This is a genomic window from Microbaculum marinum (assembly GCF_037855135.1).
GTDB classification, from domain to species: domain Bacteria; phylum Pseudomonadota; class Alphaproteobacteria; order Rhizobiales; family Tepidamorphaceae; genus Microbaculum; species Microbaculum marinum.
In genome coordinates this window covers 310,132-335,436 of the sequence record NZ_JAZHOF010000003.1, presented here as the reverse complement: position 1 = coordinate 335,436, position 25,305 = coordinate 310,132, and the positions used below count along the sequence as shown (strand labels likewise).

Annotated in this window: 24 protein-coding genes; 11 read left to right on the top strand and 13 right to left on the bottom strand. The window is 67.6% G+C overall.

Annotation, left to right across the window (positions count from 1 at the left end; translation table 11 throughout):
- Positions 1 to 25: 25 nt before the first annotated feature.
- From V3328_RS08650 to V3328_RS08635, 4 genes are all read left to right on the top strand, one after another.
- Positions 26 to 568 carry a TRAP transporter small permease gene (locus tag V3328_RS08650; RefSeq protein WP_340329239.1) on the top strand — a complete coding sequence of 181 codons (543 nt, stop codon included), beginning with the start codon at positions 26 to 28 and terminating at the stop codon, positions 566 to 568.
- Complete coding sequence (locus tag V3328_RS08645) at positions 565 to 1,851, top strand: TRAP transporter large permease (RefSeq protein WP_340329238.1); 1,287 nt, start codon at positions 565 to 567, stop codon at positions 1,849 to 1,851. Before V3328_RS08650 ends, V3328_RS08645 begins: the two co-directional genes overlap by 4 nt.
- A 91-nt stretch (positions 1,852 to 1,942) precedes the next feature.
- Positions 1,943 to 2,998 (top strand): TRAP transporter substrate-binding protein, encoded by a 1,056-nt coding sequence (locus tag V3328_RS08640; RefSeq protein WP_340329237.1) that lies wholly within the window; start codon positions 1,943 to 1,945, stop codon positions 2,996 to 2,998.
- Positions 2,999 to 3,074: 76 nt separating this feature from the next.
- Complete coding sequence (locus V3328_RS08635) at positions 3,075 to 3,500, top strand: nuclear transport factor 2 family protein (RefSeq protein ID WP_340329236.1); 426 nt, start codon at positions 3,075 to 3,077, stop codon at positions 3,498 to 3,500.
- Between the two features lie 30 nt (positions 3,501 to 3,530).
- On the opposite strand, the gene V3328_RS08630 is transcribed toward V3328_RS08635, so the two are convergent.
- The 5 genes from V3328_RS08630 to V3328_RS08610 form a co-directional block, all read right to left on the bottom strand.
- Positions 3,531 to 4,316: an ABC transporter permease gene (locus V3328_RS08630; protein WP_340329235.1), complete on the bottom strand. Its 786-nt coding sequence runs from the start codon at positions 4,314 to 4,316 to the stop codon at positions 3,531 to 3,533.
- The gene (locus tag V3328_RS08625) at positions 4,313 to 5,065 is read right to left on the bottom strand and encodes an ABC transporter permease (RefSeq protein ID WP_340329234.1); all 753 of its coding nucleotides are present in this window, start codon (positions 5,063 to 5,065) and stop codon (positions 4,313 to 4,315) included. Before V3328_RS08625 ends, V3328_RS08630 begins: the two co-directional genes overlap by 4 nt.
- A 2-nt stretch (positions 5,066 to 5,067) precedes the next feature.
- A complete protein-coding gene (locus tag V3328_RS08620) occupies positions 5,068 to 5,871 on the bottom strand; it encodes an ABC transporter ATP-binding protein (protein ID WP_340329233.1) in 804 nt (267 codons plus the stop codon).
- Positions 5,872 to 5,954: 83 nt separating this feature from the next.
- Positions 5,955 to 6,962, bottom strand: coding sequence for an ABC transporter substrate-binding protein (locus V3328_RS08615; RefSeq protein ID WP_340329232.1), 1,008 nt, complete (start codon positions 6,960 to 6,962; stop codon positions 5,955 to 5,957).
- Positions 6,963 to 7,085: 123 nt separating this feature from the next.
- On the bottom strand, positions 7,086 to 7,472 hold the full coding sequence (locus V3328_RS08610; RefSeq protein ID WP_340329231.1) for a helix-turn-helix domain-containing protein: 387 nt from the start codon (positions 7,470 to 7,472) through the stop codon (positions 7,086 to 7,088).
- Positions 7,473 to 7,939: 467 nt separating this feature from the next.
- Here V3328_RS08610 and gcvA point away from each other — a divergent pair, with 467 nt between their 5' ends.
- The 5 genes from gcvA to V3328_RS08585 all read left to right on the top strand — a co-directional run bounded on the left by gcvA (position 7,940) and on the right by V3328_RS08585 (position 14,330).
- Entirely contained in the window at positions 7,940 to 8,848 is a 909-nt protein-coding gene (gene gcvA / locus V3328_RS08605; RefSeq protein ID WP_340329230.1) for a transcriptional regulator GcvA, read from the top strand.
- A 182-nt stretch (positions 8,849 to 9,030) separates the two neighbouring features.
- Entirely contained in the window at positions 9,031 to 9,900 is an 870-nt protein-coding gene (locus V3328_RS08600) for an isocitrate lyase/PEP mutase family protein (protein ID WP_340329229.1), read from the top strand.
- A gap of 14 nt (positions 9,901 to 9,914) precedes the next feature.
- Positions 9,915 to 11,729: a thiamine pyrophosphate-binding protein gene (locus tag V3328_RS08595; protein ID WP_340329228.1), complete on the top strand. Its 1,815-nt coding sequence runs from the start codon at positions 9,915 to 9,917 to the stop codon at positions 11,727 to 11,729.
- A gap of 11 nt (positions 11,730 to 11,740) precedes the next feature.
- On the top strand, positions 11,741 to 13,240 hold the full coding sequence (locus V3328_RS08590; protein ID WP_340329227.1) for an aldehyde dehydrogenase family protein: 1,500 nt from the start codon (positions 11,741 to 11,743) through the stop codon (positions 13,238 to 13,240).
- 19 nt (positions 13,241 to 13,259) lie between these two features.
- Positions 13,260 to 14,330: an NAD(P)-dependent oxidoreductase gene (locus tag V3328_RS08585; protein WP_340329226.1), complete on the top strand. Its 1,071-nt coding sequence runs from the start codon at positions 13,260 to 13,262 to the stop codon at positions 14,328 to 14,330.
- Here V3328_RS08585 and V3328_RS08580 read toward each other — a convergent pair.
- From V3328_RS08580 to V3328_RS08550, 7 genes are all read right to left on the bottom strand, one after another.
- On the bottom strand, positions 14,314 to 15,018 hold the full coding sequence (locus tag V3328_RS08580; RefSeq protein ID WP_340329225.1) for a maleate cis-trans isomerase family protein: 705 nt from the start codon (positions 15,016 to 15,018) through the stop codon (positions 14,314 to 14,316). The two genes, V3328_RS08585 and V3328_RS08580, sit on opposite strands and share 17 nt — an antisense overlap.
- A 15-nt stretch (positions 15,019 to 15,033) precedes the next feature.
- Positions 15,034 to 15,900: an amidohydrolase family protein gene (locus V3328_RS08575; protein ID WP_340329224.1), complete on the bottom strand. Its 867-nt coding sequence runs from the start codon at positions 15,898 to 15,900 to the stop codon at positions 15,034 to 15,036.
- Between the two features lie 97 nt (positions 15,901 to 15,997).
- Complete coding sequence (locus tag V3328_RS08570) at positions 15,998 to 16,981, bottom strand: LysR family transcriptional regulator (RefSeq protein WP_340329223.1); 984 nt, start codon at positions 16,979 to 16,981, stop codon at positions 15,998 to 16,000.
- A gap of 140 nt (positions 16,982 to 17,121) precedes the next feature.
- Positions 17,122 to 18,618, bottom strand: coding sequence for a tripartite tricarboxylate transporter permease (locus V3328_RS08565; RefSeq protein WP_340329222.1), 1,497 nt, complete (start codon positions 18,616 to 18,618; stop codon positions 17,122 to 17,124).
- A 13-nt stretch (positions 18,619 to 18,631) separates the two neighbouring features.
- A complete protein-coding gene (locus V3328_RS08560; protein WP_340329221.1) occupies positions 18,632 to 19,075 on the bottom strand; it encodes a tripartite tricarboxylate transporter TctB family protein in 444 nt (147 codons plus the stop codon).
- 138 nt (positions 19,076 to 19,213) lie between these two features.
- On the bottom strand, positions 19,214 to 20,194 hold the full coding sequence (locus V3328_RS08555) for a Bug family tripartite tricarboxylate transporter substrate binding protein (protein WP_340329220.1): 981 nt from the start codon (positions 20,192 to 20,194) through the stop codon (positions 19,214 to 19,216).
- Positions 20,195 to 20,296: 102 nt separating this feature from the next.
- Positions 20,297 to 21,052, bottom strand: a complete 756-nt coding sequence (locus V3328_RS08550; protein WP_340329219.1) for an RraA family protein — start codon at positions 21,050 to 21,052, stop codon at positions 20,297 to 20,299.
- 241 nt (positions 21,053 to 21,293) lie between these two features.
- Between V3328_RS08550 and V3328_RS08545 the strand changes: the two genes are divergently transcribed.
- Positions 21,294 to 22,067 (top strand): SDR family NAD(P)-dependent oxidoreductase, encoded by a 774-nt coding sequence (locus V3328_RS08545; protein ID WP_340329218.1) that lies wholly within the window; start codon positions 21,294 to 21,296, stop codon positions 22,065 to 22,067.
- 92 nt (positions 22,068 to 22,159) lie between these two features.
- A complete protein-coding gene (locus tag V3328_RS08540; RefSeq protein ID WP_340329217.1) occupies positions 22,160 to 23,791 on the top strand; it encodes an alpha-D-glucose phosphate-specific phosphoglucomutase in 1,632 nt (543 codons plus the stop codon).
- Between the two features lie 302 nt (positions 23,792 to 24,093).
- Here the strand turns inward: V3328_RS08540 and rfbG are convergent, their stop codons facing one another.
- Positions 24,094 to 25,155, bottom strand: coding sequence for a CDP-glucose 4,6-dehydratase (gene rfbG / locus V3328_RS08535; protein ID WP_340329216.1), 1,062 nt, complete (start codon positions 25,153 to 25,155; stop codon positions 24,094 to 24,096).
- Positions 25,156 to 25,305 lie beyond the last annotated feature (150 nt).

Sequence of the window (25,305 nt, the reverse complement as noted above, 5' to 3'; positions counted from 1 at the left end):
CCAGGCGCGGCAAGGGACGCGGCCGGTGTCTGACGGCTGGGGGCGACAACTCGACCTGCAGTCCGACGCCTTGCCGCGTGGATGGTCATCGCTCGACCGGGGCCTCCTCAAGACCACGCGGATCGTGCTGTTCGTCGTCGGCTCGCTGTTCACGCTCATGATCTCACTGGAAGTGGTGTCCAGATACGCCTTCGGCTTTTCGACGTTCTTCGTCAGCGCCGCGGCGCGCTTCCTGCTGCTCTGGTTCTTCATGCTGGGCGCGGGACTGGCTTTGCGGGTCGGCGCCCATGTCGGCTTCGAGTTGCTGTTGCGTGCGCTCGGGCCGCGCCGCCGGCGGATCCTGCAGACCGTCATCAACGTCTTGGCACTGGTGTTCTTCGCGGAGATGGTCTGGGGCGGCGTGCTGGCGCTGGGCCCGGCTGCCATGCAGATGGACTCCGCCCTCAATGTCAGCCTGGTCTGGGCCTTCCTCGCCGTCCCCGTCGGCTTCGTCCTGCTGATCTACCATGTCGTCGTGCTGATGGTGACCGGCCTGCAGCCGACCGGTGCCGAGGAGCATCCGATATGATGCTGGCGTTTCTCGGCATCGTGCTGTTCGGCACGATTCTGATCGGCCTGCCGGTCGCCTTCGGGATGGGACTGGCCAGCGCGAGCTGGCTGCTGTTCTTCCAGGGCATGGAGCCGACCGTGCTGGCGCGGCGAATCTATTTCGCGCTCAGTTCCTTCCCGCTCCTGGCGATCCCGCTGTTCACGATGCTCGGCTTCCTGGCCGACCGCGCCCGCATGCTGCCGCGCCTCGTCGTCTGGCTGCAGATGCTGCTCGGCCGAACGCGCGGCGGGATGGCCTACGTCAATGTCGGGGCGAGCATGCTGTTCGCCGGCATCAGCGGCACCTCGGTCTCCGACATCGCCAGCCTCGGCCGCGTCCAGATCCAGTTGATGACGCGGGCGGGCTATCCGGTCGAATATAGCGCCGCGATCACCTCGGCCACCGCGATCATCGGGCCGATCATTCCGCCGAGCGTCGCGATGATCATCTACGCGCTTGCGGTGGGCAACGTGTCGGTCGGCGGCCTGTTCGTCGGTGGTGCGGTGCCGGGCCTGCTGTTCGGTCTCGGATTCCTGGTGCTGGCATGGTGGACCACCCGGCGCCGCGGCTACGGCGTGCTGCTCGAGAGGCCCCGGTTCTCCGAACTGGTCCGGCAGACCGTGCTGGTCATTCCATTGCTGTTCCTGCCGGTCATCATCGTCGGCGGGATCATATTCGGCGTCTTCACGGTGACGGAATCGGCGGCGATCGGCGTCGTCTACACCGTCATCGTCGGCTTTCTGTCGAAACCCCGGCTTCGCCTCAAGGACATCTACGACGCGATCATCTTCAGCGCCGTCATCAGTTCGGTGGCCGGAATGCTGCTGGCGACGGGCGGCATCATGTCGTGGCTGCTGACGTTCAACGGCGTCACCCAGCAACTGGCCGATTTCCTGATCTCCATCACCACCAGCCCGACCGTTTTCATGATCATCGTGATGCTGGCCCTGCTGGTTCTAGGCATGATGATGGATGCCGTTCCCCTGATGATCGCACTTGCGCCGCTGCTGGCGCCGGTCGCCCAGCAATACGCCATCCCGGACATCCAGTTCGGCCTCCTGTTCGTCATTACCTGCCTGATCGGTCTGGTGACGCCACCGGTCGGGATCGTGCTGTTCATGACGTCCAGCCTGTCGGGCGTCGCCGTGGAGCGCCTGTCCTGGGCGATCGCCCCCTTCGTCGTCTGGATGATCATCGTCGTGCTGCTGGTCGTGCTCGTGCCGCCGCTGACGACGTGGCTTCCCGCGATGCTCGGGTTCTGAGGATGCAGGCCGCCACGGCGGTCGGCGAACGTGTGCAGTCCGGCCCGTGCGGGGCTGGCCGCTGCACGAAACACCAAGAAGGAGACTAGGGATGAGAAACAGGTCCACCAGAAAGCCAGCCGGCGCGATGCACCGGCGCGATGCCTTGAAGCTGATCTCGGCGGCCGGTGTCGCCGGCGCCGCGGGCTCTTTCGGCCTGGCCGCTCCGGCCATCGGTCAGTCGAGCCGTACGCTGAAGTTCGGTCACATGGTGCCGACGAAGACCGTCTATCACCAGGCGATCCAGATGTTCGGGGACGAGCTGTCCAAACTGTCCGACGGCAAGCTCAAGCTGCAGATCTTCCCGAGCTCGCAGCTCGGCCCGATCTCGGAGATGCTCCAGTCGGTGCAGGCGGGCGCCCTCGAGTTCTCGATGGCGGTTCCCGCCTGGTACTCGAACTTCATGAAGCCGATGGACGTCTTCACGCTGCCCTACATCGTCTCGTCGCCCGAGCGACTGAAAGCGGCGCTCGAGGGCGACATCGGGGCGCATATCGAGGAGATGGGGACCGAGGTCGGGTTCCAGATCATCGGATACTGGCTCCTCGGCCAGCGCAGCATCGTCAACCGCCTGCGTCCCGTCGAGACGCCCGCCGACTGCAAGGACCTCAAGCTCCGGGTGATCAACAGCGAGGTCTACATGGCGACCTTCCGCGCGCTCGGAGCAAATCCGATCGCGATGGATCCCTCCGAACTCTACCTCGCCCTGCAGCAGGGCATCGTCGACGGGTTCGAGTATCCGCTGCCGGACATCCTCGACCAGAAGCTCTACGAGGTCGCCGAGTACATCTCGCTCGACGAGCACACCACCGACTTCTTCCTGAACACCACCAGTCCGAAGACCTGGGCAGGGTTCTCCTCCGAAGAGCAGCAGATGGTCAGCCAGGCGATGAAGACGGCCATGGACTGGCAGTGGGACGCCCAGCCCAAGGACATCGCCCGGGCCCGCGGGGAACTGGAAAAGCTCGTCAACGTCAATCCGATCACGCCGGACAACAAGAAGCTTTTCCTCGAGGCGACGCAGCCCGTCTACAAGCAGTTCGAGGATTCGATCGGCAAGGAATGGCTTGAGCAGTGCGTCAAGGCACTGGGCCCGGGCCAGGCCTGACACCGCGCAATATCGCCGGCGCCGGATGTCCGGTGCCGGCGCCGCAATCGTTGCGCCAGCCGCCGGAGAGGCCGACATGCAGCCCGCTTCCCTTCACGACTGGTTCGAGATCAACGCGCTCTTCATCCGTTACGCCACGACACTCGACCACGGCGACGTGGAGGGCTGCGTGAGCTGCTTCCGCGACGACGCTTTCATCGAGAGCCCGGTTCTCGGCCGGTTCGAGGGCAGGGAGGGGATCCGCCGGTTCGCCGAACGCACCGCGACCGTGCTGCGCGAGCGCCAGGCCCGGTTCCGCCACGTGGTGACCAACCTGACGGCGAGCGTCGACGGCGACCGGGCGCAGGCGACCTGCTACCTTCTCGATTTCTATACCGAAGCGGGAAAGACGGAGTTGCTGTCGCCGGGCGAATACTTCTGCGATCTCACCCGTCTCGACGGACGCTGGCTGTTCGACAACCGCATCGTCGTCATGGACAGGAAGTTCGATCTCGGCATGTAGCCCGATCCGCCCGGGGCCGCTGCCCCGGGGCTAGCCGCCCATCATCGACTGCTTCACCGGGGCCCGGTGCAGGCGCCGGTCGACCCACAGCAGACCGGCGTTCACCACGCCCGCGAACACCGCGATCACCAGCGTGACGGACATGATGATGTCCATGTTGTGCAGGCCGATGGCGTTCATCAGCATGAAGCCCAGGCCGCGCCGCGAGCCGAACATCTCGCTGAGCAGCGTGCCGATCAGCGTCAGCGAGAAGCCGACGCGCAGGCCGGTGAACACCTCCGGCGCCGAGGCCGGCAGCAGCACCGACATCAGCAGCTGGCGCGGCTGCAGCCGCAGCACCCGGGCGGTCTTGAGGTAGACCGGCTTGATGTTTCGCACCGCGTTCATCGTGAACAGCGAAATCGGGATGATGCCGTGCAGCGCCCCGAAGGCGACTTCCGCGGCCACGCCGATGCCGAAGAACAGCAGGATGATCGGATAGAGCGTGACTTTCGGGATCGAGTAGATGCCGACGAGAACCGGCTCGGCGACCTCGCCGGCCAGCCGGTTGTAGCCGAGGATGGCGCCGATCAGGATGCCGCCGACCGCGGCGATCACCATCGCGATGGCGAAGGCCGACATGGTCGCCTCGGCATTGTCCCAGAACTCGGCGGTGCCCAGCATCCGCACGGCGAAATCGACCGTGCCCCAGGGCGTCGTCATCGCGACCTCGCCGCCCCACAGGTAGGCGCACTGCCAGACCACCACGATGACGATCAGCAGTACCGTGACGTCGACGACCCGCTCGCGCAGCGGCACCCTGGCTGTTGCCGTCATTTGAAGCCCCTGCGTTGCATCAGCACCTTCTCCCAGGAGTGCAGCGACATGTTGATGGTCAGCACCACGACCAGCACGAACAGGATCAGCGAGTACATCGTGACGTTGTCGAAGTTGTAGTAGGCGTACGAGATGCTGTGCCCGATCCCGTCGCTGGACAGGATGAACTCCGACCCGATCACCCCGATGAACGAATAGGCGATCGCCAGCTTCACCCCGGTGAACAGGTAGGGAGCCGCGAACGGCAGCACGATGCGCACCGCCGTGCTGGCCGGGCTCATCCCGAAGACCTTGCCCGTCTTGAGCAGCACCGGCGGTATCCGGTCCAGCCCGTTCAGCGTGTTGATCACCACGGCGGCGACCGCGTAGAGGAAGCCGATCACGATCTTCGGGATGTCGTTCAGCCCGAACAGCACGATGAACATCGGATAGAACACGAAGACCGGCACCGAATAGTAGGTGGCCAGGAGCGGGTCGATGGTCCGCCGGACGCGCGGCCAGGCGTGGATCAGCGCGCCCGCGGTGGTGCCGACGACCACCGACGCGCACAGCGAGATCGCCACCGACGACAGCGTCGTTACCAGGTCGCTGTTCATCTTGCCCGACGCCAGCAGATGATAGAGGCCGATCGCCATTTCCGAGGGCGGTATCATCGTGAAGCGCGGAATGATGCCGACGCGGCACAGCAGTTCCACGAACACGACGGCGCCGACGAGGACGACGATCCGGACCTTGGTAGCGCGCTTCATCGTCAGCCGGTCCGCTGCTTGATGTCCATCGCCTTGAGCGACTCCTCGCGCAGCAGCGCCCACAGCCTGCTCGTCAGCTCGCCGAATTCCGGTTTCGAGACGATCCGGCTGTCGCGGTCGCGCGGCCAGCCGGTCTCGACGGTGTCGAGCAGGATGCCGGGCCGCGCCGACATCACGCACACCTTGTCGGACAGCATCGTCGCCTCGTCCAGGGCGTGGGTGATCAGCAGGACCGTGGCGTTGGTCTCGCGCCACAGGTTGAGGAGCTCGTCGCCCATCAGCAGGCGCGTCTGCTGGTCGAGCGCGCCGAACGGTTCGTCGAGCAGGATCAGCTGCGGCTCGAGCATCAGCGTCCTGGCGATGCAGACGCGCTGGCGCATGCCGCCGGACAGTTGCGCGGGATAGGCATTGTCGAAGCCGTTCAGGCCCATCAGCCTGATGGCGTCATCGACCTTGCGGGCGATGGTCGTCTCGTCGACGCCCTGGCGGCGCAGGCCGAAGGCGATGTTGTCGCGGACCGTCAGCCACGGAAAGCTCGCGTCGTCCTGGAACACCACGCCGACGCCGTCGGCGACCTCGCCGTGGATCGGCCGGCCGTTGATGATCACCTCGCCGTCGCTCGCCGGCGCCAGGCCGGCGATGACCTCGAGCAACGTCGACTTGCCGCAGCCCGAGGGGCCGACCACCGAGTAGAATTTCCCGGCCTCGAGTTCGAGATTGATTGGCCCCAGGGCGTGCAATGCGGGTTGCCCCGCATTGCCTGGATAGACCCTGGTGACGTTGCGCAGTTCGCAATATGCGCTCATCCGCGTATGTCCCCGACAGTTCCTCTGGTCTTTTTATGTCGACGCAACACGCGCGGTGCGGCCGAACCCGGACCTGAAGGCGCCTACTTGTCGTAGAGGCCCTTCTGGTCCTCCGGCATGAAGGAGTCGTCGACGATCTCGTCCCAGTTGATGTCGCTGTAGTCGACACCGAGCAGGATCTGCGCGTCGGCCAGGTTCTTCATGCTGGGCAGGTACAGTGCGCCTTCGCCCCAGTAGCGGACGTTGTCGGGTCCGGTCGGACGCTGCAGCTGGCTGATCACCTTCTCGGCGACTTCCGGGCTCATCTTGTAGGGACCGGCGACGTGCTTTGCCGCTTCCGCGGGGTTTTCGGTCATCAGCTGCACGGCCTTCTGGCGGGCCAGCATCATCTTCTTCAGGAAGTCGGGACGCTGCGCGATGGCGCGGTCGGTCGTGATCGCCAGCACGTCGACCAGCGGCGGCAGCGCGTCCGGCGCCCAGGTCAGCAGCCGATACTTTCCGGGATTGTTGGAAAAGATCGGCTCGACGATCGGCGCCACGTCGAGCTGTCCGTGTTCCAGAGCGGCGAGACCGGGCCCGAACCCGCCGGTGGAAATGGTCTCCACTTCCTCGGGCGTCAGGCCGGCGGCCTTGATCAGCATCAGCGCGAGAGCCTGGGTCGTGGAATTCGGATTGGTATAGCCGAGCTTGGCGCCCTTCATGTCCTCGATGGTCTTGATCGGGGAATCGGGCATCACCACCCAGCCGATCTCGGCGACCGTGTTGGCGGTCGTGCCGATGATCTTGATGTCTGCGCCGCCGCGGATCGCCGCAAGCGCTGCGGTCAATCCGGCTTCGCCGTACGCCAGGTCCCCGGCGAGCAGGTTGCGGATCGTCGGGGCGCCGCCGGGCGACGTCCGGATACCGGTGATGTCGAGGCCCACCTCATCGAAGTAGCCGGCGCCGAGCGCCACCGCATACGGCATGCCGTTGGTGCCGACGCCGTAGTTGGAGATTTCGATCTCTTCCGCCGATGCCGGGCTCGCTGCCGCAAGCCCGATGGCAAGCGCGGCAAGCGCACCGCCGCGAACGATGTTCCTGAACTGCATCATGATTAAGTCCTCCCTGTTCCGTGAACCTGTTTCGAGCGGCTCACGATTTGGCCGACAGTGTAGCCACATCGCCGGATCGCAATTGTACGATCTTGCGCACTCCGCCCGGCAGCGGCTTGGGCTTCAGCCGAACTGCCAGTTGGCGCTGGTCCGGTACCGGCTTGGCGTCATGCCGAGCAGTTTCTTGAAGTGCTTCGTCATGTGGCTCTGGTCGGTGAAGCCGACCTGCGCGGCGACCTCGGCGATCGGCTCCCCGTCGCGCAGCAGCCGCGTCGCCTGCTCCACCCGGTAGCGCACGAGATACTGGTGCGGGGTGATGCCGCAGTGGCGCTGGAAGACACGCAGGGTCTGGAACGGACTGAGATCCAGCGCGTCGCTGAGATCGTGCAGGGTGATCCGTTCCTCGTAGCGCTGTTCCAGGATCCGGCGCAGCTTCAATACCGTTTCCCGGCCGTCACGTGACCGGGCCGCCGCAGACGCGGCGGGACCACCGGCGGGTGCACGTTCCATCGTCGCTTCCATCCCTTGATCTACCGGCTGTTCTTGTGTGGCTCGGAGTTGCCGGCATTGTCGGGACGAGGCGGCGGTTCATCAAAGCATATTAATTCCGCCTGGCATTACTTGAGATCATGCGACGCGCGCCGATCCCGATTTTGTCATGCAACGGTCGCCGTGCGCGACAACCAGTACCCAGGTCCTCCCGTCAACGTTGCGCGACATCGGCGGGATTCGGTGGGAAAATGCAGTGCTGCACTGCAATAATGCCGGCTTCGTGCCGGGCAGATGCGGGTGCGGGAGGGGTCCGGCTTCGGCGAATTCCCGTCGTGGCGAGGCACGATCGCCGGCGCGCCGTCGGCAACAGGCTCATATGCGGATTTTTCAAGCAAGAGTCTTTCGGCTACACTCCGGGCAACAGCCGACCAGGTCGCTGTCCCCCCGGCCAGTGGGCGGGGCGCGCCGGGCCCACGGGACGGTCAATGGTACGTCTTCCGCCGCTCAATTCGCTTCGGGCCTTCGAGGTAGCCGCCCGCCACCTCAGTTTCACGCTGGCCGCCGATGAACTGTGCGTCACCCAGGGCGCCGTCAGTCGCCATATCGCCAAGCTCGAGGAGCACGTCGGCACGCCGCTGTTCGTGCGCAAGCACCGGCAGGTCGAGCTGACCAGCGAGGGGGCCGCCTATCTGCGCGAGGTGCAGGACGCCTTCATCCGGATTTCCTACGCCACGTCGAACCTGACGTCGGCGGTGGACCAGAACACCCTGCGCATCAAGACGCCGCCGAGCAACGCCATCTGGTGGCTGGTGCCGCGGCTCGGCCGGTTCCATGCGCGGTTTCCGGACATCCAGGTGCAGTTGATGACCTCGCACGTTCCGGTGAATTTCGACGACGAGGATGTCGACGTCGCCCTGCAGTACGGCGTGCCGAGACATGGCAGGCTGATCGCGGAGCGGCTGTTCAGTGAGGTGATGGTTCCCGTCTGCAGCCCCGCGCTTGTGCAGCAGGCTGGTCCGTTCACGGGTCCCGCCGACATTGCCCGGCAGGTTCTGCTCCACTCGATCCGGCGGCCGTCCGACTGGCGCCGCTGGCTCGAGGCCGCCGGCGCCGGCGACCTCGTCGTGGAGAAGGAAATCGTCTTCGAGAACTCGGCGCTCACCTATCAGGGGGCGATAGACGGCGTCGGCGTCGCCCTCGCGCAGCTTGCCTTCGTCCTGGACGAACTGCCGTCCGACCGGTTGATCACGCCGCTCGATATCCGGCTTCACGGCAAGACCGGGTACTATCTCGTCTTCCCGCCCCACAAGGAACGCCTGCGCCGCGTCAAGGCATTCCGGGAGTGGGTGATCGACGAGGCCGGCGAGACGCGGAAGGCGGACCCATACCTGTGATGCCGGGGCCGGCTCGCAATATTCTCCTATAGCGCGGCTCGCGCTGACCTGTACGTCTCCGGAAAAGTCCCGCCACACGGCGACAATCGCCCGGTCCGGTGAAGACCGCGACGCGGCGGGGCGTTCTTCTGGGCGGTTCCGGATCTTCGGGAAGCCCGTGGGGGCGAAGCCGGAGGATTCGAGTGCCGAGAACCACGATCAGGGCAGCGCTGGCGCAGGAGCACCCTCTGGTGTGTCCGCTGGCGCACGATGCACTGTCCGCCAGCATGATCGAGAAGGCCGGCTTCAAGGCCTTCGCGATCGGCGGCTCGGCGATGCTGGCGGCGCGCTACGCGCTGCCCGACATCGGATTGATCGGGCTTTCCGACATGGTTGCGGGCATTCGCGACATCGCCTCGGCCTCGGCGCTGCCGTTCTTTGCCGACGGGGATGACGGCTACGGCGGCAACCGCAACGTCGCCCGCATGATCGAGGCCTACGAAGCCGCCGGCGTCGGCGCGATCCTGATCGAGGATCAGAACCGCGACAGCAAGCAGCAGCGCGCCGACAGGGCGAAGCACGTCTGCGACGACGCGGTGATCGAGGGCAAGCTGCGCACCGCGATGGCTGCCCGCTCCGACAAGGAAACCTTCATCGTCGGGCGTACCGACGCCTACGGCCCGCTCGGCCTCTCGGCGGCGATCAGGCGCGCTGGACGCTATCTGGAGCTTGGCGTCGACGGCGTCTTCGTCGCCGGCCTGACGGCTGAGTCCGAGTACGAGGAAGTCGGCCGCGCCCTCGACGGGGCCTTCCTCTCCGCCGCCATGTTCGGCGGCGCCGCGACCCCCTGGCTCACCGTCTCCGAACTCCGGGACATGGGGTACAGCCAGGTGTCCTTTCCCGCCTTCGTGATCTCGCGCGCGGTCGCCGCCATGCAGGACGGCCTGGTGGCGCTGCGGGCGCACGGGGACGGCACTACGCCGATCGAACGACCTGACTTTGTCGACAGCACCCGGCCGTTTCTGGATGACGCGGTCGCCCTTGCGAAATGGAATGCCTACGCCGGCACATGAACGGGATGAAAACGATGGATGAAAAGAATCTGGGTGTCGGTGCCGAGACCGGACACGAGCCTCGCAATTCCAACGCGCGGCTGTTCGGCAGCGATCCGATCGCCGAAGTGCTGCGGGCGCTGGAGTTCGACTACATCGCGCTGACCCCCGGCGCCAGCTTCCGCGGTCTGCACGACAGCCTCGTCAATCATCTGGGCAATACCCGCCCGGAGATGCTGCTGTGCGTGCACGAGGAACACGCCGTCGCCCTCGCGCACGGCTATACCCGGGTCACCGGCCGGCCGCTCGCCGTCGCGCTGCACAGCAATGTCGGCCTGATGCACGCCACGATGGCGATCTTCAATGCCTGGTGCGACCGGATCCCGATCCTCATGCTGGGCGCGGTCGGCCCGGTCGACGCGGTCAACCGCCGCCCCTGGGTCGACTGGATCCACACCTCGTCGGACCTCGGCGCGCTGATCCGCGGCTATACCAAGTGGGACGACCAGCCGGGTTCCGTCACCGCCGCCGTCGAGTCGGTGCTGCGCGCCTATCGCATCGCGGTCACCGAACCGCGCGGGCCGACCTATGTCTGCCTCGACGCCGGCTGGCAGGAGAAGGCGCTGGACGGGCCGCTCGACCTTCCCGACCTGCAGCGTTTCCGCGCCGGCACACCCGGGGATCCTCCCGCCGAGACGCTCGACAAGGTGGCGGCGGCGCTCAACGGGGCGCGCAATCCGGTGATCATGATGGGGCGCGTCTCGCGCGACCCGGCGGACTGGGACCGGCGCGTCGCCTTTGCCGAGAAGCTCAACGCCACCGTGCTGACCGACATGAAGACCGGGGCAACCTTTCCAACCCGGCACCCGCTGCATCCCTATCCGGCCGGACTTTTCGTGACCGACGCGGCGGCGGGACCCCTCCGTGAGGCCGACGTCATCCTCAGCCTCGACTGGGTCGACCTCGGCGGCTCGTTGCGCCAGGCCTGCGGCGGCAAGTGGCCGTCGGCCACCGTCATCAGCTGCTCGCTCGACGAGTACGTCCACAACGGCTGGAGCATGGACTACCAGGCGCTGCCGCCTGCCGACATCTCGATCCTCGCACCGGCCGACCGTCTGGTCGACCTGCTCGTCGACCGCATCGATCAGAAGCCGGCCGGATCGCCTGCCAGGCAGCCGGCGAAGCCCGCCGCGCCTGCCGCCGACGAGGACGAGACCGAGGGCATGATCTCGATAAACGCCCTGGCACAGGCCGTCGTCGACGGGTTCGACGGCGAGAACCCGTGCTACATCCGGCTGCCGATCGGCTGGCCCGGCGAGTACTCCCGCTTCGACCACCCGCTCGACTATGTCGGCTACGACGGCGGCGGCGGCATCGGCTCCGGGCCCGGCATGGCGGTCGGCGGGGCGTTGGCCCTGCGCGACAGCGGCGGCGACCGGCTGCCTGTCGCGGTGCTCGGCGACGGCGACTACCTGATGGGCGTCACCGCGCTGTGGACGGCGGTCAAGTACGAGATCCCGCTGCTCGTCATCGTCGTCAACAACCAGTCCTTCTTCAACGACGAACTCCACCAGGAACGCGTTGCCCGGGTCCGCGGCCGGCCGGTCGAGAACCGCTGGATCGGCATGCGGATGAGCGAGCCGGGCATGAACCTGGCGACCATGGCGGAAGGGCAGGGCGCGGTCGGCTTCGGACCCGTCGGGTCGTCGGAGGAGCTGTCCGACGCCATCGCCGCGGCCATCGAGAAGGTGCGCGGCGGCGCGGTGGCGGTCATCGACGTCCGGGTCGCGCCGGAATACGCGCGCTCGACGTCTTCGGCGGTGGTTCGGGAAATGGCGACGACGAAATGACGGCACACGACATGGCTACGACAGATACTCCGGCGCATCGCGCGCTGCCGAAGAACCGCGGCGTCTTCTATGGCGGCAAATGGCGGGAGGTCGCCTCCGGCAGGTCCGTGCCGATCTCCAGCCCGGCGACCGGCGAGGACCTCGGCGTCGCGGCGGAAGGTGGCGCGGACGACATCGACCGTGCCGTCCAGGCTGCCGCCGACGCCTTCCCGGCCTGGCGCGACACCCCGGCCCAGGAGCGTGCCGCACTGGTGCGCAGAGCGGCGCAGATCCTGCGCGACCATGCCGAGGAACTCGCGCACCTGGATGCCATCGACGGCGGTAATCCCTACCAGGCGATGTATTTCGACGCCCAGGTCGGCGCCGACTACATGGACTACTTCGCCGGCCTCGTCACCGAGATCAAGGGCAGCACCATCCCGATCGGGCCGGGCGTCCTGAACTACACGGTGCGCGAGCCGCTCGGGGTGATCGGCAAGATCAGCGCCTTCAACCACCCGCTGCTGTTCGCCACCGCCAAGGTCGGCGCGCCGCTGGTCGCCGGCAACACCATCGTGCTGAAGCCCGCCGACCAGACGCCGCTGTCCTCGCTGCGCCTCGCCGAACTGTGGGGCGACGTGTTCCCGTCCGGCGTCTTCAACCTGGTGACGGGCGGCCGCGAGGCCGGCGTGGCGCTTGCCGAGCACCCGAAGGTCGCCAAGATCGGCTTCATCGGCAGCGTTCCCGCCGGCCGTTCCGTGATGCAGAGCGCCAGCGGCACGCTGAAGGCGCTGACGCTCGAGCTCGGCGGCAAGAACGCGCTGATCGCCTGCGCCGACGTCGACCCGGCGACGGCGGCGGCCGGCATCGTCCGCGGCATGAACTTCCGCTATGTCACCGGCCAGTCCTGCAACTCGACCAGCCGCGTCTACCTGCACGAGGACGTCTACGACGCGGTGCTGGTCGAACTGGAGAAGGCGGTGAAGGCTCTGAAGGTCGGCCTGCCGAACGATCCCGAGACCGAGGTCGGCTGCCTGTCGAGCCAGCCGCAGTTCGACAAGGTGCTGTCCTACATCGAGATCGGCAAGGCCGACGGCGCCCGCCTCGTCTGCGGCGGCAGGCGGTGCGAAGATCCCGCGCTCGCCAACGGCTTCTTCATCGAGCCGACGGTGTTCGCCGACGTCACCGACGACATGCGGATCGCCTCGGAGGAAATCTTCGGCCCCGTCGTCAGCGTCTTGAAGTGGTCGGACGAGGACGACCTGATGCGCCGCGTCAACGCGCTGGAATACGGCCTGACCGGCTCGATCTGGACGCACGACCTCGACCGCGCCCACCGTCTCGCCTCGCGTATGCAGTCGGGCTACATATGGATCAACGACGCGGCGACCCACTATGTCGGCGTGCCGTTCGGTGGCTACAAGCAGTCGGGCGTGGGGCGCGAGGAATCGATCGACGAACTTCTCGCCTGCACGCAGATCAAGAACGTCAACGTCGTGATCGGCGCGACGCCGACCACCCGCGCGTTCTGACGGAGCCTGTCAGCAGGGAATGCCGGACACCCCGAAGGTCCTGATCTACGCCCCCAGGGAGGAGCCGCCGGAGACGATCCGGCGGCTGCGCGAGACGGGCTGCGATCTCGTCTTCGGCGATCCCGAATGGCAGCTGCCGCGCGGCCGCCATGAGGACGCCTTCGCGGAGGCCGCCCGCGATGCCGTGGCGCTGCTCGGCACCTCGATCCGCCACACCCCGATCAGCCGGCGCATCATGGAAGGCTCGCAGCGCCTGCGGGTCGTCTCCAAGTACACGGTCGGCGTCGACGACGTCGACGTCGCCGCGGCGACCGATCTCGGCATCCTGGTCTGCCATTCGCCGACCGAGGCGAACTGCTTCGGCGTCGCCGAGATGACAGTGGCGATGATGCTGGCGATGCTCAAGAAGCTGCGCGAGCGCGACACCGCCATCCGCGAGGGTCGCTGGCGCGAGCCGAACGCCACCTCCCGCTACCTCGGCCGGCGGAGCTCGGACGGCCATCCCGGCATCACGCTCGGCATCGTCGGGCTCGGCCGCATCGGCGCGCGCTTCGCCGACCTGATGCGGCCGTGGAACATCCGCATCCTCGCCTGCGATCCCTACGTTCAGCCGATGGATTTCCTGCTGCACGGCGTCGAGCGGGTCGACTACGAGACGCTGTTGCGGGAATCCGACGTGGTGTCCTTTCACGTCGTCCTCAACGAGGAGACGCGCTACATGCTCTCCGACCCGCAGATCGCGCTGATGAAGCCGAACGCTGTCGTCCTCAACACCGCGCGCGGCAAGGTCATCGACGAGGCCGCCGTCGCCCGGGCGATCGCCGAGGGGCGGCTGGAGGGGGTGGGCATCGACGCCTTCGAGGAGGAGCCGCTGGCGATGGACTCGCCGCTGCGCGCGCTCGGCGACAGGGTGCTGATGCTGCCGCACGCGGCCGCCACCAATGACGGCGGCGAACTGCGCGCCGGCATCGAGATGGGCACCGACGCGGTCATCGAGGTGCTTGCCGGGCGGGTGCCCGACAACGTCTTCAACAAGGAGGTGATCCCGCGCTGGCGCGAGCGCTTCGGCGGCGTCAGCCTGGCGGGCTGACCGCCTCCTCCGGTTCGCCCAGCCTCCGCGCGCTTGCCCAGGCGGTTGCCGAGATCGACGACCACACCGGAACGCCGAGCCGCTCGCGCAGCTCGTCCAGGATGCCCATCGTCGGCAGCTGCGAGCAGGCGATGAACAGCGCCTTGCTGCGCGGCGTCACCGTGGCCAGCGCCATCTCCAGGACGTCGTCCTGCGTGACCCGGCCCAGCTCCTCGGTCGTCCGGCATTCGCAGCCGCCCAGTACCTCGACGGCGATATCCTCCGCGGCGAGATAGGCGCGCAGGCCGTCGTTGACCGGTTCCAGATAGGGTGTCACCACGGCAGTCTCGGTGACCCCTTCGTGTCTCAGGACGTCGATCATCGCCGACGCGGTCGCCACCACCGGCGCGCCGGTGCGCCGCTGCATCTCTCCGGTCAGCCTGGCGTTCGCCTCGGGGCCGGCCAGGAACCCGGCGGCGGTGCAGCCGTAGACGACCAGCCGCGGCCGGCCGCCCGCGAACGGCTCGATCGCGGCCAGCGTCGTTCGAGTGTAGTCGTCGAGCGTATCCGGCGTCACCCCTTCCGGCGGCAGCGAGACGCGCGCCACGGCCAGCCCCGAAATGACGGGGCAGAGCGCCGTCAACTCGGGTTCCATCGTGGTGTTGTTCGCCGGAACCACCAGCAGCACGTCGGACGAGGAACGCTGCATCGTCGTCTCCTGGGGTCAAGCCGGCGGGAAATGGTACAGCTCGGCCGGATTGTCGACGAGGATGCGCGTGCGGACCGCCTCGTCGGACGTCCAGCCGCAGAACTGGTCGAACAGGTCTCCGTCGTCCGGCATGTAGTCGGCCAGCGTCGTGTGCGGCCAGTCGGTGCCCCAGACGCAGCGCTCCGGCGCCGTCGAAATGTAGCGCGTCACCAGCGGCGTCACGTCGTCGTAGGGATGTCCGGTCAGCGAGGCCCGATAGCCGCACAGCTTGACCCAGCACTTTCCGGACTCCAGCAGCCGGAGAATGCCCAGAAGGTCGGGGTCGTTTTCGTCGGTTTCGGCGCTGAGGCCGCCGAGATGGTCGAACACCACCGGCACCGGCAGGTCGGCGACGACCGGCAGCAGCTCCGGCCACAGGTTGCGCGGCACGTACATCTCGATATGCCAGCCGAACTCGGCGATCTTCGCCGCCACGCCGGGCAGGTTGTCGATGGTCGGCCCGCCGCTGATGGTGGTGATGAACCGCGTGCCCCGAATGCCCCGGTCGTTGAGGTCGCTCAGCGTCTGGCGATCGACGTCGGCATTGACCATGACGATGCCGCGCGCCCGTTCGCGCCCGAATTCCTCGACCGCCTGCACGGTGCGGCGGTTGTCCCAGCCGTAGACGCTGGCCTGCACGATCACGGCGCGCTGGAAGCCGAGCGTGTCGGCCATCCGCCAGTATGCCTGCGGCGACGCGTCGGGCGGCGTGAAGCCGCGTTGCTGCGAGTAGGGATAGTCGGCTTCCGGACCGAAGATGTGCATGTGGCAGTCGCAGGAAAGCGCCGGCGCCTTGGCCTTCGGCGCCTTGGTTTCGTCTCTGGGCGGGATGCAGGGCAGCATGTGTCACTCCGGATCGGTGTCGGATTTGTGCGATAGCGGCGGGACGGGTGACCGTCTTGTTCATCCTTGCAGCGGTGCCACGCAGCCGCTGCCGTCTTCAGGGAAGCTTCGGTTCCCGCTCGCCGACGCGGTCGCGCGCATCGCGGAACACCTCGCCGACCACGTCGCGGAACTGCGAGACCGGCGGCGACATGCGGGCCTTGTTCCAGACCAGCGACAGCAGCACCGGCGCCATCTTCTCCTCGATGTCCGCCACCACCACCCGCTCGGTGGCGAAGGTGCGGGCAAATCCCGGGGAGATCGCGATGCCGCAGCCCGATGCCGCGAAGCCGATCTGCGACAGGATCGTCGGCACCTCGTATTCGATCCTCGGCCTCAGCCCCTTGTTCACGAACGAGGCGAGGATGTGGTCGTAGTGGTAGGGCGAGATCTTGCGCGGCGGCAGGATCAGCGGTTCCGGCGCCAGCTCCTCCAGCGACAGCACCTCCCGGGCCGCCAGCGGGTGGTCGGCCGGCACCACCGCCACGAACTGCTCCTCCAGCACCACCTCGGACTCGAGCGGCGGCTCGGCGAGGTTCTTCCACACCAGCCCGACGTCGTGTCGCCCGTCCGCCACGGCCTTCATCACGTCGGCGGTGTGTGCCTCCTCGATGACGAGATGGATGTTCGGATATGCCTTGCGGAAGTGCGTCGCCGCCTTCGGCAGCACGTCGTAAAGCGCCGAGGGCACGCAGCCGACGAACAGCTCGCCGATTTCGCCCGCGCCGACGCCCTGCATCACGTGACTGACGCGCTCGGCATGGTCGAGAAGCTGCGTCGCCTGGTCGAGCAGGATGCGCCCGGACACCGTCAGCGCGACATGCCGGTTGGTGCGGGTCAGCAGTTTCGCGCCGACCTGCTCCTCGAGCGCCTTGATGTGCAGGCTGAGCGGCGGCTGCGAGATGCCGAGGCGGGAGGCGGCGCGGCCGAAGTGGAGTTCCTGCGCGACGGCGACGAAATATCTCAGCCGGGTCAGGTTGAGCTGATGGGCACCGAAGGCGACGCGGTCGATATCCTTGTCGGTGCCCAGCCGGGAGGCCATCGGTAACTCTCCGGGTCCGTTCGTGCGAACCGCCTGCTTCATTTGACTCGTCCCGAACTTTGGACCCGGGCGCCTCCATGCCGCAAGCGCCGTCGTGCCGGCTGGTCGTGGCAGCCGCGCTGCGCGGTGCGGGCGGCATCCTATTCCTTGAACGCCTCCGTTCGCGCCTTGCGCACCATCGGCACCATCGTCGCGACCAGGGCGACTGCCGCGGTCGCCAGCAATGCGGCGGCGATCGGGTGGGTGACGAATATCGACAGGTCGCCGCGGGAGATCAGCATCGCCCGGCGGAAATGGTCCTCGAGCATCGGGCCGAGTACGAAACCGAGCAGGAACGGCGCCGGCTCGCAGTCGAGCTTGGCGAACACGTATCCGAGCGCCCCGAAGATCGCCAGGATGTACACGTCGAACGAGGAGTTGCCGACGTTGTAGGCGCCGATCGCGCAGAAGATGATGATGGCCGGATAGAGGAAGTGGTAGGGCATCGTCAGGAGCCGCGTCCACAGGCCGATCAGCGGCAGGTTGAGGATCACCAGCATGACGTTGCCGATCCACATCGACGTGATCAGGCCCCAGACCAGCGTCGACTGGGTGAGCATCACCTGGGGCCCCGGCGTGATCCCCTGGATGATCAGCACCGCGATCAGCAGCGCCATCACCGGGTTGGCGGGAATACCCAGCGTCAGCATCGGAATGAAGGACGTCTGCGCCCCGGCGTTGTTGGCGCTCTCCGGTCCCGCGACCGCCTCGATCGCTCCCTTGCCGAAGCGGGAAGGATCCTTCGCGACTCCCTTTTCGATCGAGTAGGAGGCAAACGAGGCGACCGCCGCGCCGCCGCCCGGCAGTATGCCGAGGGCAGACCCGATCACCGTGCCGCGCAGCACGGGCATTGCGATCGCCCTGAAGTCCCGGAGCGTCAGCCACAGTCCCTTCAGCCGCCGAGTGACGATCGATCGTCCCGACTGGTCTTCCAGGTTGCGGATCACTTCGGCGATGCCGAACATGCCCATTGTCACGGCGATGAAGCTGAACCCGTCGGCCAGTTCCATGAAGCCGAAGGTCAGACGGAACTCGCCGTAGAAGATGTCCTGGCCGGCCAGCCCCAGCGACAGGCCAAGCACCACCATCGCCAGCGCCTTGATCACCGATCCGGAAGCCAGCGTGACGGCGGCGACGAGGCCGAGCACCATCACAGAGAAGAACTCCGGCGCGCCGAAGTTCAGGGCGAACCGGGCCAGCGGCAGCGAGAAGAAGACCAGCAGCAGCACCGAGACGGTGCCCGCGAAGAACGATCCGAGCGCCGCCGTCGCCAGCGCCTTGCCCGCCAGGCCCTTCTTGGCCATCTCGTGGCCGTCGATCGCCGTCACGACCGAGGATGTCTCGCCCGGCAGGCGAAGCAGGATTGCCGTGGTCGAGCAGCCGTACTGGGCGCCGTAGTAGATGCCGGCCAGCATGATGAAGCTCGACACCGGCGGCAGCGTGATGGTGAGCGGGATCAGCAGCGCCACCGTGGCCGCCGGGCCGAGGCCGGGCAACATGCCGATGAAGGTGCCGAGCAGCGTTCCCAGCAGGCAGTATGTCAGGTTCTCGAAGGTCAGCGCGACCGTGAAACCGAGGGCGAGGTTCTCCAGCACCATGACGTGCCCCCCGCTAGCCGAACAGCCGCACGGGCATGCCCAGGCCCCAGATGAACACGAGCCAGCAGAACGCCAGCAGGAAGGCGATGAGGCCGGCGGCCGACAGGGGCCGGAACCGGTCGCTGGCGATCATGCTCACGCCCACCGAGATGACGACGGCGGGGACGAATCCGAGCCACTGGATGGTGGCTGCGAAGGCGACGACCGAGAGGATCACCAGCGCCACGCCGCGCCAGTCGAACCGGGGCAGGGCGTCGCCGTCGACCCTCAGTCCGTTGAACAGCGTCAGCGCTCCCAGCACGGCGAGGATGAGTGCCAGCGCCAGCGGGAAGTAGCCGGGTCCCATCCGGCTGGCGGTGCCAAGCGGCAGCTGCAGGGCGTTGTAGGCCAGGACGGCGGCGAAGATGACGAACAGTCCGCCGGCCAGCACGTCCTTTGGATTTCGGATGTGAACCACCGTATCGCTCCGGTCGGCGGAGCACCGCACGAGTCGCCGGCGCCGCGCCATCGAAAGGAAGCAGACGACGGCGACCTCCAACGGCCTGCCGCCGCCCGCTCCGGGAGGACCCCGGGTTTCGGTATGGAGCCTGCGCGCCTACTTCTTTTCGATCTGCAGGTCTTCGGCGAGCTGCGCCCACAGCGCCGTGTTCTTCTCCAGCCACTCCCGGTAGTATTCGGGGCTCGAGCCGACGATCTGGACGCCCATGGATTCGATGAAGTCCTTCGTCTCGGGATCGTTCATCGCCTTGGTCCATTCTGTGTTCCAGAATTCCACGACCTCGTCGGGCAGGCCGGCGGGGCCGGCGAGGCCGTAGGAGGCCGCGTCGTCGATGTCGATGCCGACCTCCTGCAGCGTCGGCGCATCCGGATACAGCTTCAGCCGCTCGGTGGTCGTCACCGCCAGCGGCAGCATGTTGCCGTCGGCGATGTGGGCGCGCGTCGGGATCGGCGTGCCGAACAGGGCGTGGATTTCGCCGGCCAGCAGCGCGTTGAACGCCGGCGAGCCGCCGCTGTAGGGAATGATCTCGAAGTCGATTCCCGTTTCCTTGCGGAACCGGCGCGCCAGCACGTCGGACTGGGACAGCGCCCCGTAGGAGCCGAAGCGGACCTCGTCGGGATGCTCCTTCAGATAGGCGATGAATTCTTCGTAGGTCTTGACCGGCAGGCTGGTGTTCGCCAGCAGCAGGTAGGGCACCTGCGCATGGTAGGAGATCAGCGTGAAGTCCTTGCGCGGATCGAAGGGCAGGTTCGAATAGAAGGCCGGCCCGGCGACGAATTCCGGCGGGCTCGACACGTAGATCGTGTAGCCGTCCGGCGCCGCCTGGGCGACCATCCGGCTGGCGACCTGCGTCGAGGCGCCCGGCACGTTGGCCACCACGATGTCGGCGCCCGTGTTCTGCGCCATCGTCGCCGCGATCTTGCGGCCGAGCGCGTCGGAGCCGCCGGGCGGGTAGGGGATGATGAGCTGCACGGCCCGGTTCGGGTAGTCCTGGGCAGCGGCCGGCGTCGCTGCCGGCAGGGCAAGCGCGACCGCCGCGAGCGCGGCCGCGGAGCCGATCAGTCTGATGACCTTCATGGAATCCTCCCTTGGGTTTTACCGTCCTTCAGTCGGTTCTTGTTCTTGTCTTGCAGTGGGCGCCCGCCGTCGTTGCGGCGGCGCCGGTCTCGCCCCCGCCGCTCAGTCGGCGTAGGGAAACTTCTGGTAGATCTGCTTGACGAGGTCCGGGATGCTCATGCCGCTGTCGAGCCGCTTCACCCAGTCCTCTTCCTTGTTGTGGGCGGCCTCGCAGTGAACCAGGGCCTCCTCGGCAAGGTCGAACGGCAGGAAGCAGACGCCGGTCTCGTCGGCGACGACCAGGTCGCCGGGGCTGACCGAGACGCCCATAACGTTGACGGTGCCGTTGATCTCCTGCGTGACGCAGCGCCACTTGCCTGTGACCGGCGAGATGTCCTTCGACCAGATCGGGAAGTCGAGGCCGCGCGAATGGCCGACGTCGCGGATGCCGCCGTCGACGACGGCCCCGGACAGGCCCTGGCGCTTGGCGATGGTCGCCATGATGCCGCCCATGTTGGACAGGTCCGGCAGGCCCTGGATGACCAGCACGTCGCCGGACTCGCACTGGTGGATGCCCTCCACCTCGCTCATCCGGTTGTCGTTCTCCGATACCGCCGCATAGGGATCGCTGGGCTGCGGCGTGTTGCGCACCGTGATCGCCTGGCCGACGATCCGCGCATTGGTCAGCGTCGGCTTCAGGCGCGAGGACCCGATCGTCGCGCTGATGCCCTTGGAGTCGAGAATGTCGGAGAGCGTGCCGGTCAGGTCGTTCAGCCGGCGGAACCGGTCGAGGATCTCCGGCGCGAGCCGCTTCGGCTGCGGGCCGATCCGGCTGTTCGGCAGAAATCCGGCACTGCCCTTGTGCTTCAATTCCGACATTCGGCACTCTCCCTGGCGTTTCGTCTCGAGGTCCCCGTCGCGCGATCGCGAGGGGTGTTTGCCGGAACTACAGCAGCGCCGCGTCATAGCGTCCAATACAATCACCCAGGGGTATTGATATCGTCTCGGTATCAATTCTGCCGCCGCGACCGCTGCAAGAAACGACTAGAAATGCGCCTTCCAGGGCCGATGATCGGACCAGGTGACGATGGACCTGATCGACAGCGCGAGGGAGCGGACCATGGCGTGGCAGGCTAATTTCGACGATCTCCGGGGCAGGAAGGTCCTCGTGACCGGGGCGAGTTCCGGCATCGGGGCGGCGGTCGCCGCCGCGTTCGGCGCCTGCGGCGCCGAGGTCGGCATCCACTACTTCTCCAACGAGGCCGGCGCCCGGTCCGTCGCAGCCGAGATCGAGGCCGACGGCGGCAAGGCGCATGTCTTCCAGGCCGACCTGACGAAGCCCGACCAGCACGGGCGCCTGGCCGACGAGGCGCTCGGCGCGCTCGGCGGCCTCGACATACTGATCAACAATGCCGGCGAGATCATCGAGCGGCGCGCCTTCGCCGACATGGACGACGCCTTCTACTCGGGCCTGTTCGACCTCAACGTCCGCTCGGTCGTCGGCCTGACCGGCAAGCTGCTGCCGGCGCTCAGCGACAGCGATGCCGCCTCGATCATCACCACCACCTCGTTCGCCGTCCACACCGGCGGCGCGCAGGGCACCTCGCTCTACGCGGCCACCAAGGGCGCGCTCTATTCGTTCACCATCGGTCTCGCCAAGGAGCTCGGGCCGCGCGGCATCCGCGTCAACGCCGTGGCGCCGAGCATCATCCTGACGCCGCTGCACGACGGCATCACCAGCCAGGAGACGCTCGACAGGATCTCCGGCCTGGTGCCGCTCGGCCGGCTCGGCACCACCGAGGACTGCATCGGCGCCTTCCTCTACCTCGCCTCGCCGCGGCTTGCCGGCTACGTCAGCGGCATCACCATCGACATCACCGGCGCGCGGGTCTGATCCGGCCACCATCCCCGGCGGCGGATTGACTCTGCCGCCGTTGGCTTTAGTCCTTCCGGCACGCCAATCCCGGCCTGTCCGAAGGTCCCGCCATGGAAGTCAGAACCGTCGCCACCACGCCCGTCGAAGGCCAGAAGCCCGGCACCTCGGGGCTGCGCGCCAGGACCGCCGTCTTCATGCGGCCGGGCTACCTGGAAAACTTCGTGCAGTCGCTGTTCGAGGCAATCGGCGGGGTCGGCGGCAAGACCCTGACGCTCGGCGGCGACGGACGCTACTTCAACGAGCGCGCCATCCAGACGATCCTGAAGATGGCCGCTGCCAACGGCGCGGCGGGCGTGCTGGTCGGGCAGGGCGGCATCCTGTCGACGCCGGCCGCCGCCGCCGTGATCCGGGCGCGCAGGACCGACGGCGGCATCATCCTGTCGGCGAGCCACAACCCCGGCGGCGCCGACGGCGACTTCGGCATCAAGTACAACATTCCCGCCGGCGGTCCGGCGCCCGAATCGGTGACCGAGGCGATCTATGCCCGCACCAAAGAGATCTCCGAATACCGGATCATCGACGCCCCCGACGTCGACCTGTCGGCGCTCGGCGAGACGACCCTCGGCGCCATGCGCATCGAGGTGATCGACCCGGTCGCGATCTACGCCGACCTGATGGCCTCGCTGTTCGACTTCGACGCGATCCGCGACCTGTTCGGCTCCGGCTTCACCATGCGCTTCGATGCCATGCACGCGGCGACCGGGCCGTACGCCACAAGGATCCTGGTCGAGACCCTCGGCGCGCCGCCGGAGGCCGTCATGAACGGAACCCCGCTGCCCGATTTCGGCGGCGGCCATCCCGACCCGAACCCGACCTATGCGAAGCCGCTGGTCGACATGATGATGGGCCCCGACGCGCCGGATTTCGGCGCCGCCTCCGACGGCGACGGCGACCGCAACATGATCCTCGGCCGCGGCGTCTACGTGACCCCGTCCGACAGCCTCGCCGTGCTCGCCGCCAACGCCCACCTCGCCCCGGGCTACGCGAACGGGCTTGCCGGCATCGCCCGCTCGATGCCGACCAGCCGCGCCGCCGACCGGGTGGCGGGAAAGCTCGGCATCGGCTGCCACGAGACGCCGACCGGCTGGAAGTTCTTCGGCACGCTGCTCGATGCCGACCTGGCAACGCTGTGCGGCGAGGAAAGCGCCGGGACCGGCTCCAGCCACGTGCGCGAAAAGGATGGCCTCTGGGCGGTGCTGCTGTGGCTCAACATCCTCGCCACGCGCCGCGTGTCGGTCGCCGACATCATGCAGGCGCACTGGGCCGAATACGGCCGCGACTATTACTCGCGCCACGATTATTCCGACGTCGACAAGGACGCCGCCGAGGCCCTGATGGCGGCCCTGCGCGATCGCCTCGCCGACCTGCCGGGCACCACCGTCGCCGGCCTCACCGTCACGTCCGCCGACGACTTCGCCTACACCGATCCGGTCGACGGCTCCACGGCGACCCGCCAGGGCGTCCGCATCCTGTTCGCCGAGGACGCCCGCGTCGTCTTCCGCCTGTCGGGCACCGGCACCGTCGGCGCGACGCTGCGCGTCTATCTCGAGCGCTACGAGCCCGACCCCGCCAGATTCGGCGAGGATCCGCAGCAGGCCCTCGCCGACGTCATCGCCGCCGCGGAAGCCCTCGCCGACATCCGCACCCGCACCGGCCGCGACGGCCCGGACGTGATTACGTGAGACCCGACGCGGTTACGTAACATCGTGAGACCCCACCCGAGCGGCAGCGCGCGGCCGCTCACCTGTCCACGTCATCCCGGAAGCCGCTTGCGGCTATCCGGGATCGCCCCAAGCCGCAGCGCTGCGGCCTCTGGCGATCCCGGCTCTTCGGCCGGGATGACGTGGAAGGGAGAGGGCCGGGATGACGCGGGGAGGGTGCGTCGGCTGGGAAGGCGTCGTGTGGGTTGGTTGCACCGCATTCCCTTTCCGCTCATCCCCGTGCAAACGGGGATCCAGCGCAATAACCCGGCGAAGCCGACGATCTACCCCTTTCCGTAGCTCGCAATCTGCTCCATCGTGAACGCCGCCATGTCGGCGCCGTGCAGCCAGGCGCGGTACCAGGCGGCGACCGCATCGACGCTGGCGCGGCCCGGCAACCGGTCGCGCCAGTCGAGCAGCCGGCGGGCAGCGGAGGAATCGAGCGTCAGCAACTGCGCCTCGACCGATCCCGGCACCGGCTCGTGGCGCCAGCCCGAGGTCGCCTCCATCGCCTCCTGCAATGCCGTGGCGAATTCGGCGACCTTGACGGGCTGCGACGGCTCCGGCCCGAAGTTCAGCGCCGCCGGCACATCGGCGCCGGTCGCCAGCGCCTCGGCGTACAGAAGATATCCGGCGATGCAGTCGAGCACGTGCTGCCACGGCCGCACGGCCTCGGGATGGCGCAGCACGAGCTGCTCGCCGCGCCGCAGGGCGGTGACGAGGTCCGGCACGATCCGGTCCTCGGAGAAATCGCCGCCGCCGACGACGTTGCCGGCCCGAGCGGTCGCGACCGGCACGCCCTTCGCATCGAAGAAGCTCTTTGCAAACGACCCGGTGACGATCTCGGCCGCCGCCTTGGAAGCCGAGTAGGGGTCCTTGCCGCCGAGCGGATCGGTCTCGCCGAACGGATCGCCGCTGTTGGTGTTGAGATAGACCTTGTCGGAGGTCACCACGAGCACGGCCGACAGTCCGGCGCGTCCCCGCAGCGCGTCGAGCAGGTGCGCGGTGCCGAGCACGTTGGTCGCCACCGTCTCGACCGGCTCGCGCAGGCTGCGCCGTACCAGCGGCTGGGCGGCCAGGTGCAGGACGATGTCCGGCGCCGCCTTGCCGACGATCCGGGTCACTGCCTCCCGGTCGCGGATGTCGGCGACGTGCGAGCGCATCCCCTCGGCGACGCGCGCGAGACCGAACAGGCTCGGATCGGTGTCGGGGGCGAGCGCCAGTCCGGTGACGTCGGCGCCGAGCCGCTGCAGCCAAAGCGCCGTCCAGCTTCCCTTAAACCCGGTATGGCCGGTCAGCAGCACCCGGCGGTCGCGCCAGAAGTCCGGATCGGGGAGTTTGCTCATGCCTGGTCGGGGTTTGCGGGGTGTGCGGCCGGTCTCCGTGCGCGGGAGCGAATTTCGCCCCGGCAAAGGGCCCGATGCCTTCGGTTTGCGCGGAAGGTGCTCTATCACATGGCTTCGCGCCCCGGCAATCGCCGCGCATTGGCGATTGCG